This is a genomic window from Streptomyces sioyaensis (assembly GCF_004122735.1).
Taxonomy (GTDB): domain Bacteria; phylum Actinomycetota; class Actinomycetes; order Streptomycetales; family Streptomycetaceae; genus Streptomyces; species Streptomyces sioyaensis.
Genome location: NZ_SDIF01000213.1, coordinates 1 through 6278 on the forward strand (window position 1 = coordinate 1; position 6278 = coordinate 6278).

The following is a 6278-nucleotide window of genomic DNA, read 5'->3' on the forward strand; positions in this document are numbered from 1 at the left end:
CCCCGACATGACCGCCGCCCCCCGCCGCCCCGAGGCCAAGTGCTCCGCGCTGCCCTCGTGGCACCGCGGCTGCCGGGCCCCCGCGCGGCGGGTCCACGGGCGCCGGGTCAGGTACCACATCGGGTCCGAGCCGGGACAGATCAACGGCAGGCGATGGCGACGGGGGCCCGCGCGCTGACGCGCCGGCCCCGTGTCGGCGCCGCGATGCCCCGAGGCATCCGCGTCCGTACCTCCGCGGTACCGGCCCCGCCGGCTCCGCGGCGGCAGCGACCCCGCAGCGCGCCGCCTTCCCCCATGCCCACTTCCCGATGAACCGGACTACCGGGGCGCGTGCCCCGGTCTAGGAGTGCGTCAGATGTCCTCCGATTTCTTCCTTCCCGACCCTGAGGGCCAAGTCCCCAGCGCCGAGGGCTACTTCGGTGCCTTCGGCGGCAAATTCATCCCCGAGGCGCTGGTCGCCGCGGTCGACGAGGTCGCCGCCGAGTACGAGAAGGCCAAGGCGGACCCCGCGTTCGCGGCCGAACTCGACGATCTGCTGGTCAACTACACCGGCCGCCCCAGCGCGCTCACCGAGGTGCCGCGGTTCGCCGAACAGGCCGGCGGGGCCCGCGTGTTCCTCAAGCGCGAGGACCTCAACCACACCGGCTCGCACAAGATCAACAACGTGCTGGGCCAGGCGCTGCTCACCCGGCGGATGGGCAAGACCCGGGTCATCGCCGAGACCGGCGCCGGCCAGCACGGCGTCGCCACCGCCACCGCCTGCGCCCTCTTCGGCCTCGACTGCACCATCTACATGGGCGAGATCGACACCAAGCGCCAGGCCCTCAACGTCGCCCGGATGCGGATGCTCGGCGCCGAGGTCATCGCCGTGAAGTCCGGCAGCCGCACCCTCAAGGACGCCATCAACGAGGCCTTCCGCGACTGGGTCGCCAACGTCGACCACACCCACTACCTCTTCGGGACCGTCGCCGGCCCGCACCCGTTCCCCGCGATGGTGCGCGACTTCCACCGCGTCATCGGTGTCGAGGCGCGCCGCCAGATCCTCCAGCGCGCCGGCCGCCTGCCCGACGCGGCCGTGGCCTGCGTCGGCGGCGGCTCCAACGCCATCGGCCTGTTCCACGCCTTCCTGCCGGACACCGGTGTCCGGCTCATCGGCTGCGAACCCGCCGGCCACGGCATCGAGACCGGGGAGCACGCCGCCACGCTGACCGCCGGCGAACCGGGCATCCTGCACGGCTCCCGCAGCTACGTCCTCCAGGACGAGGAGGGCCAGATCACCGAGCCGTACTCCATCTCGGCCGGTCTGGACTACCCCGGCATCGGGCCCGAGCACGCCTACCTCAAGGACAGCGGCCGCGGCGAGTACCGCGCCGTCACCGACGACGCCGCGATGCAGGCGCTGCGCCTGCTCTCGCAGACCGAGGGCATCATCCCGGCCATCGAGAGCGCGCACGCCCTCGCCGGGGCGCTGGAGGTCGGCAGGGAGCTCGGCCCGGACGGCCTGATCGTGGTCAACCTGTCCGGGCGGGGCGACAAGGACATGGACACCGCCGCCCGCTACTTCGGCCTGTACGACACCGACGCCGCCGTCGAGGCGGACACCGACACCGCCGGCGCGGAGATCGAAGGGGACGCCAAGTGAGCGGCAACATCCAGCTGTTGAGCGACACCCTCGCCGCCGCCCGGGCCGAGGGCCGGTCCGCGCTCATCGCCTACCTGCCCGCCGGATTCCCGACCGTCGACGGCGGTATCGAGGCCGCCAAGGCCGTCTTCGACGGCGGCGCGGACATCGTGGAGATCGGGCTCCCGCACAGCGACCCGGTCCTCGACGGGCCGGTGATCCAGACCGCCGACGACATCGCCCTGCGCGGCGGCGTGAAGATCGCGGACGTGCTGCGGACGGTGCGCGAGGCGCACCGGGCCACCGGCAAGCCCGTCCTGGTCATGACGTACTGGAACCCCATCGACCGCTACGGCATCGCGCGCTTCACCGCCGAGCTCGCCGAGGCGGGCGGCGCGGGCTGCATCCTGCCCGACCTGCCGGTCCAGGAGTCCGCGACCTGGCGGGAGCACGCCGGCAAGCACGGTCTGGCGACCGTCTTCGTCGTCGCTCCCAGCAGCAAGGACGCCCGGCTCGCCGAGATCACAGCGGCGGGTTCCGGCTTCGTCTACGCCGCCTCGCTGATGGGGGTCACCGGCACCCGCGAGTCGGTGGGCGCCCAGGCGCAGGACCTCGTCCGGCGCACCAAGGCGACGACCGGCCTGCCGGTCTGCGTCGGCCTCGGTGTCTCCAACGCCGAGCAGGCCGCCGAGGTGGCGCAGTTCGCGGACGGCGTGATCGTTGGTTCGGCGTTCGTCAAGCGGCTGCTGGCGTCGGACGGTGACCTGGCGGCCGGCCTCGCCGGGGTCCGTGCCCTGGCGGGCGAGCTGGCCGAGGGCGTGCGCAAGCGCTCCTAGGCGCAGGACGCTCGCCGGGGGGACGTCCACGCGGGCCCGGCGCGCTGTCCCTCGATAGGGCGAACATCGGTGCGGAGGGGTGCAGGGTCACCCCTCCGCTTCGTTGTCCAGGGGCGTGAGCCAGAAGAACCATGAGGGTAAGAGAACCGCCCGCGAGCGACTCCAGGAGCAGCGGGAAAAGGAGAAGACGCGCGCCCGGCGCCGTCGGCAGGGGATCGTCGCCGGATCGGTGGTGGTGGTGCTGGCGATCGCCGGCGGCATCGCCGTCTGGGCCTCGTCGTCCGGCGACAGCGGCGGCAAGAGCGACAACCAGGTCGCCGTCCCGAAGCAGGCGAGCGGCGGCAAACGGCCCGCGGTCCCGGTGGGCGCGGCCGGCGCCCCCTCCACACTCACGGTGTGGGAGGACTTCCGCTGCCCCGCCTGCCAGCAGTTCGAGACCGGCTTCCGCCCGGTCATCCATGAGCTGGTGGACTCCGGTCAGCTCAAGAACGAGTACCACCTCGTCACGATCATCGACGGAAACGCGGGCGGCAAGGGATCCCTCAACGCCGCCAACGCCGCCCTGTGCGCGCAGGACGCGGGCAGGTTCCGCGAGTACCACGACGTCCTCTACGCGAACCAGCCGCCCGAGACGCAGGACAAGTTCGCCGACAAGAAGTACCTCCTCCAGCTGGCCGGCAAGGTCAAGGGACTGGTGACCCCCGCCTTCACCGCCTGCGTCAACGACGGCAGGTACGACCGCTTCGCGCAGAAGTCCAACGACGCCTTCGCCACGTCCGGATACCGCGGCACCCCGACCGTCCTGCTCAACGGCAAGGACCTCGCGCAGGAGAAGGGCGGCCGGTTCACCCCGGCGGATCTCAAGAAGATGGTGCAGGAGGCCGACAAGGGCAAACAGCCCGGAAAGAGCCTCCCGCCGCACCCGAGCACCTCGCCCCACCCGGGCAAGCCGGCGGGCCACCACAGCGCCGCACCGCACCACCGCCACACCGGCACCCCGGGCGTGGCGTCCCAGGAGCGGCAGACCCACGGCCGGAGCGCCGCGCTCCGGGACGCGCGGAGCGGAGCGGGCCTTACGCCGGCGTCCTAGTCGTCCCGGCCGTCCCGGCCGTCCCGGTCGTCCCGGTCGTCCCGGTCGTCCTGGGCGGGGGGTCCCGCGGAACCTTCGGCACCGGGGCCGAAGGTCCCGGACACACCGCGTCATCGTCCGCGGCAGGGTCGTTACGCAGCCGTAGCCGGGTGGAAGTTGTCGTCGACCCCGCCCGGCGCGGTAGCGTCGTCCCTGCCATGGACCTCGCATTCATTCCCAGCCCGTCGACCGGAGTCGTCTACCTCGGCCCGGTCCCGCTGCGCGGCTACGCATTCTGCATCATCATCGGCGTCTTCGTCGGTGTCTGGCTCGGCAACAGGCGCTGGGTGCAGCGCGGCGGCCGCTCCGGAACCGTCGCGGACATCGCCGTGTGGGCCGTGCCCTTCGGGCTGGTCGGCGGCCGCCTCTACCACGTCATCACGACGTACGAGCCGTACTTCGGCCCGAACGGCCACCCGCTCGACGCCTTCAAGGTGTGGCAGGGCGGCCTGGGGATCTGGGGTGCGGTCGCGCTCGGCGCGGTGGGCGCCTGGATCGGCTGCCGCCGGCGCGGCATCCCGCTCCCCGCGTACGCCGACGCGCTGGCGCCCGGCCTGGCCCTCGGGCAGGCGATCGGCCGCTGGGGCAACTGGTTCAACCAGGAGCTGTACGGCAAGCCGACCGATGTCCCGTGGGCGCTGAAGATCAGCTCCGACCCGGCCATCGGACGGATCGGCGGCACCTACCACCCGACCTTCCTCTACGAGTGCCTGTGGTGCATCGGCGTCGCCGCGCTGGTCATCTGGGCCGACAAGCGCTTCCGGCTCGGCCACGGGCGGGCCTTCGCGCTGTATGTCGCCGCCTACTGCGCGGGCCGCGCCTGGATCGAGTACATGCGCGTCGACGAGGCGCACCACATCCTCGGGGTGCGTCTGAACGTCTGGACCGCCGTGATCGTCTTCGTCCTGGCCGTCGCCTACTTCGTGATCTCGGCCAAGAAGGCTCCCGGCCGGGAAGCGGTCGTCGAGCCGGGCGCACAGCTCGCCGAGGGCGAGGAGGGCGACGAGGGCACCCGGGACGGTGACGGCGTCGACGGCGGCACGGTGTCCGTCGAGAAAGCGTCCCCGAAGCCGTCCTCGAAGGCGGCGTCCGACAACGGCGGGACGGACTCCACGGACTCCGGGGACGACAAGGCCGCGGAGGCCGCCACCGGGTCCGCGACGGACGCGGCCGGCGACGCGACGGGCGAGGACCCGGCGGAGGAGTCCGCCGAGGACGCCGCCAAGCCCGCCGGCAGCGGCAGCACCAAGAAGTCCTGAGGCGACGCACCGTACGCCGGCAGCGCCGGGCGGTCCCGAGACGTTCGGGCCCGCCCGGCGCTGTGCTGTCCGGCCCCGCCCGCCGCGGGGGTCAGCTACGGGCCCGCGGCCCGGTCCGTGGGGCCGCCCTCACAGCGCGCCCGCCGCGCGCAGCCCGTCGATCTCGGGGCCGGTCAGCCCGAGGGAGGCCAGCACCTCGTCGGTGTCCGCGCCGTGCGGGCGTCCCGCCCACCGGATGGCGCCCGGCGTCTCGGAGAGCCGGAAGAGGACGTTCTGCATCCGGACCGTGCCCAGCTCGTCGTCCGGGACCTCGGTGATCGAGCCCAGCGCCTGGTACTGCGGATCTGTCATCACCTCGCGGATGTCGTAGATGGGTGCGACGGCCGCCTCGGCCTTTTCGAAGGCGGCCATCACCTCGGTCCGGTCGTGCCGGGCGATCCAGTCGGCGACCGGCGCGTCCAGCTCATCGGCGTGCTCCGCCCGTCCCGCGCCGGTCGCGAACCAGGGCTCGTCGATCACCTCGGGCCGTCCGACCAGCCGCATCACCCGCTCGGCGACCGACTCGGCCGACGTGGACACCGCCACCCAGGAGCCGTCGGCGGTGCGGTAGGTGTTGCGCGGCGCGACATTGGCCGAGCGGTTGCCGGTCCGCGGCTGGACATGGCCGAGCTGGTCGTACCAGAGCGGCTGCGGACCCAGGACGGTCAGCATCGGTTCGATGAGCGCCATGTCGATGACCTGGCCGCGGCCGGAGGCCGTCCGGGCGTGCAGCGCGGCCATCACGGCGTAGGAGGTGCCGAGGGCGGCGACCGCGTCCGCGAGACCGAACGGCGGCAGGGTCGGCGGACCGTCCGGCTCGCCGGTCATCGCCGCGAAGCCGCTCATCGCCTCCGCGAGCGTGCCGAACCCGGGACGGCGGGCGTACGGGCCGAACTGGCCGAAGCCGGTGACCCGGGCCAGCACCAGCCGCGGGTTGACGGCCGACAGCTCCTCCCAGCCCAGGCCCCAGCGCTCCAGGGTCCCGGGTCGGAAGTTCTCGATCACGACATCCGCCCCGGCGGCGAGCCGCAGCAGCACGTCCCGGCCGCCCGGGTGGGACAGATCCAGCGTCATGGTCTTCTTGTTGCGGCCCAGCAGCTTCCACCACAGTCCGATGCCGTCCTTGGCGGGGCCGTGGCCGCGCGAGGGATCGGGCCGGTGCGGATGCTCGACCTTGACCACCTCGGCGCCGTAGTCGCCCAGCAGGGTGGCGGCGAGCGGACCGGCGAACAGCGTGGCGAGATCGAGCACCCGCAGCCCGGTGAGCGGGCCGCAGGCGGGAGGCCGCGGGGAGGTGCGGCCGCCCGCGGCGGGCTCGGCCACCCCGGAGGGGGACGGGTCGGTCATGGCGCGCAGGCCTCCGTTCGGGCAGGGGCAGGGGCAGGGGTGGGGGC

General features: G+C 73.3%; 6 protein-coding genes. 5 read left to right on the forward strand and 1 reads right to left on the reverse strand.

The features are described from left to right. Positions 1-7 precede the first annotated feature (7 nt). The 5 genes from trpM (at position 8) to lgt (ending at position 4845) form a co-directional block, all read left to right on the forward strand. The gene (trpM, locus tag EST54_RS36315; RefSeq protein WP_368449594.1) at positions 8-178 is read left to right on the forward strand and encodes a tryptophan biosynthesis modulator TrpM; all 171 of its coding nucleotides are present in this window, start codon (positions 8-10) and stop codon (positions 176-178) included. A 177-nt stretch (positions 179-355) separates the two neighbouring features. Continuing rightward, positions 356-1642, forward strand: coding sequence for a tryptophan synthase subunit beta (gene trpB / locus EST54_RS32835; protein WP_129251332.1), 1287 nt, complete (start codon positions 356-358; stop codon positions 1640-1642). Beyond that, positions 1639-2457, forward strand: a complete 819-nt coding sequence (trpA, locus tag EST54_RS32840; RefSeq protein WP_129251333.1) for a tryptophan synthase subunit alpha — start codon at positions 1639-1641, stop codon at positions 2455-2457. The genes trpB and trpA overlap by 4 nt, the downstream gene beginning before the upstream one ends. Positions 2458-2572: 115 nt before the next feature. Beyond that, the gene (locus tag EST54_RS32845; protein WP_129251334.1) at positions 2573-3547 is read left to right on the forward strand and encodes a DsbA family protein; all 975 of its coding nucleotides are present in this window, start codon (positions 2573-2575) and stop codon (positions 3545-3547) included. A 197-nt stretch (positions 3548-3744) separates the two neighbouring features. Continuing rightward, positions 3745-4845, forward strand: coding sequence for a prolipoprotein diacylglyceryl transferase (lgt, locus tag EST54_RS32850; protein ID WP_129251335.1), 1101 nt, complete (start codon positions 3745-3747; stop codon positions 4843-4845). Between the two features lie 129 nt (positions 4846-4974). Here lgt and EST54_RS32855 read toward each other — a convergent pair whose 3' ends face one another. After that, positions 4975-6231: a CaiB/BaiF CoA transferase family protein gene (locus EST54_RS32855; RefSeq protein WP_129251336.1), complete on the reverse strand. Its 1257-nt coding sequence runs from the start codon at positions 6229-6231 to the stop codon at positions 4975-4977. Positions 6232-6278: the final 47 nt, after the last annotated feature.

Coding starts and splice junctions, on each gene's coding strand:
- EST54_RS32855 (WP_129251336.1), bottom strand. CDS start 6,231: ATGACCGACCCGTCCCCCTCCGGGGTGGCCGAGCCCGCCGCGGGCGGC.
- trpM (WP_368449594.1), top strand. CDS start 8: ATGACCGCCGCCCCCCGCCGCCCCGAGGCCAAGTGCTCCGCGCTGCCC.
- trpB (WP_129251332.1), top strand. CDS start 356: ATGTCCTCCGATTTCTTCCTTCCCGACCCTGAGGGCCAAGTCCCCAGC.
- lgt (WP_129251335.1), top strand. CDS start 3,745: ATGGACCTCGCATTCATTCCCAGCCCGTCGACCGGAGTCGTCTACCTC.